At 51.1% G+C, this 2,891-nt stretch carries 1 rRNA gene; it reads right to left on the bottom strand.

Annotated elements, in window-relative coordinates:
* Positions 1 to 8 precede the first annotated feature (8 nt).
* Positions 9 to 2,881, bottom strand: a 23S ribosomal RNA gene (locus tag BLS51_RS29020).
* Between the last annotated feature and the right edge of the window lie 10 nt (positions 2,882 to 2,891).

Raw genomic sequence — 2,891 nt, 5'->3', positions numbered from 1 at the left:
AAGGTTATAGGGACAAGCCGTACGGGCAATTAGTATCAGTTAGCTTAATGCATTACTGCACTTCCACACCTGACCTATCAACGTCCTGGTCTCGAACGACCCTTCAAGGAGCTCAAGGCTCCGGGAAATCTCATCTTAAGGCAAGTTTCCCGCTTAGATGCTTTCAGCGGTTATCTCTTCCGAACTTAGCTACCCGGCAATGCCACTGGCGTGACAACCGGTACACCAGAGGTTCGTCCACTCCGGTCCTCTCGTACTAGGAGCAGCCCCCTTCAAATTTCCAACGCCCACGGCAGATAGGGACCAAACTGTCTCACGACGTTTTAAACCCAGCTCACGTACCACTTTAAATGGCGAACAGCCATACCCTTGGGACCGGCTACAGCCCCAGGATGTGATGAGCCGACATCGAGGTGCCAAACTCCCCCGTCGATATGAACTCTTGGGAGGAATCAGCCTGTTATCCCCAGAGTACCTTTTATCCGTTGAGCGATGGCCCTTCCATACAGAACCACCGGATCACTATGTCCTACTTTCGTACCTGCTCGACTTGTCAGTCTCGCAGTTAAGCACGCTTATGCCATTGCACTATCATCACGATGTCCGACCGTAATTAGCGTACCTTCGAACTCCTCCGTTACACTTTAGGAGGAGACCGCCCCAGTCAAACTGCCTACCATGCACTGTCCCCGATCCGGATAACGGACCAAGGTTAGAACCTCAAACAAACCAGGGTGGTATTTCAAGGTTGGCTCCACAGAAACTGGCGTTCCTGCTTCAAAGCCTCCCACCTATCCTACACAGATTGGTTCAAAGTCCAATGCAAAGCTACAGTAAAGGTTCATGGGGTCTTTCCGTCTAGCCGCGGGTAGATTGCATCATCACAAACATTTCAACTTCGCTGAGTCTCGGGAGGAGACAGTGTGGCCATCGTTACGCCATTCGTGCAGGTCGGAACTTACCCGACAAGGAATTTCGCTACCTTAGGACCGTTATAGTTACGGCCGCCGTTTACTGGGACTTCAATCAAGAGCTTGCACCCCATCATTTAATCTTCCAGCACCGGGCAGGCGTCACACCCTATACGTCCACTTTCGTGTTTGCAGAGTGCTGTGTTTTTATTAAACAGTCGCAGCCACCATTTTATTGCAACCTTTTCGCCCTATCACAGTAAAGTGACCAAGCTACCGAGGCGTACCTTTTCCCGAAGTTACGGTACCAATTTGCCGAGTTCCTTCTCCCGAGTTCTCTCAAGCGCCTTAGAATACTCATCTCGCCCACCTGTGTCGGTTTGCGGTACGGTCTCGTATGACTGAAGCTTAGAGGCTTTTCTTGGAACCACTTCCGATTGCTACGTGCACAAGTGCACTCGTCCCACTCCCTTGAATTACGCGCCCGGATTTGCCTAAGCGCCTTCTATGAAGCAGAAACTGACTATTCCAACAGTCAGACAACCTTCCGCGATCCGTCCCCCCATCGCATCATACGACGGTGCAGGAATATTAACCTGCTTCCCATCAGCTACGCATCTCTGCCTCGCCTTAGGGGCCGACTCACCCTGCTCCGATGAACGTTGAACAGGAAACCTTGGGCTTACGGCGTGGGGGCTTTTCACCCCCATTATCGCTACTCATGTCAGCATTCGCACTTCTGATACCTCCAGCATCCTTTACAAGACACCTTCGCAGGCTTACAGAACGCTCTCCTACCATATCCTTACGGATATCCGCAGCTTCGGTGACTGGCTTAGCCCCGTTACATCTTCCGCGCAGGACGACTCGATCAGTGAGCTATTACGCTTTCTTTAAATGATGGCTGCTTCTAAGCCAACATCCTGACTGTTTTAGCCTTCCCACTTCGTTTTCCACTTAGCCAATCTTTGGGACCTTAGCTGGCGGTCTGGGTTGTTTCCCTCTTGACGCCGGACGTTAGCACCCGACGTCTGTCTCCCAAGCTCGCACTCATCGGTATTCGGAGTTTGCAATGGTTTGGTAAGTCGCGATGACCCCCTAGCCATAACAGTGCTCTACCCCCGATGGTGATACTTGAGGCACTACCTAAATAGTTTTCGGAGAGAACCAGCTATTTCCAAGTTTGTTTAGCCTTTCACCCCTACCCACAGCTCATCCCCTAATTTTTCAACATTAGTGGGTTCGGACCTCCAGTGCGTGTTACCGCACCTTCATCCTGGCCATGAGTAGATCACTTGGTTTCGGGTCTACACCCAGCGACTATCGCCCTGTTCGGACTCGATTTCTCTACGGCTTCCCTATTCGGTTAACCTTGCCACTGAATGTAAGTCGCTGACCCATTATACAAAAGGTACGCAGTCACCCCACAAGGAGGCTCCTACTGTTTGTATGCACACGGTTTCAGGATCTATTTCACTCCCCTCCCGGGGTTCTTTTCGCCTTTCCCTCACGGTACTGGTTCACTATCGGTCGATTACGAGTATTTAGCCTTGGAGGATGGTCCCCCCATATTCAGACAGGATTTCTCGTGTCCCGCCCTACTTGTCGTACGCTTAGTACCACCGGTCTGATTTCATGTACGGGGCTATCACCCGCTATGGCTGCCATTTCCAGAGCATTCCACTATCAGTCCGACTATCACGTACAGGCTCTTCCCATTTCGCTCGCCACTACTTTGGGAATCTCGGTTGATTTATTTTCCTGCAGCTACTTAGATGTTTCAGTTCGCCGCGTTCGCCTCACACACCTATGTATTCAGTGAGTGATACCCTAAAAGGGTGGGTTTCCCCATTCGGAAATCTGCGGATCAAAGCTTGTTTGCTAGCTCCCCGCAGCTTATCGCAAGCTACTACGTCCTTCATCGCCTGTAATCGCCAAGGCATCCGCCATGTGCACTTATTCACTTGTCCCTATAACGTT

Source organism: Duganella sp. OV510 (genome assembly GCF_900100205.1).
In the GTDB taxonomy this organism is placed as follows: domain Bacteria; phylum Pseudomonadota; class Gammaproteobacteria; order Burkholderiales; family Burkholderiaceae_D; genus Rugamonas.
This window is presented reverse-complemented; position numbering and strand designations above follow the sequence as displayed.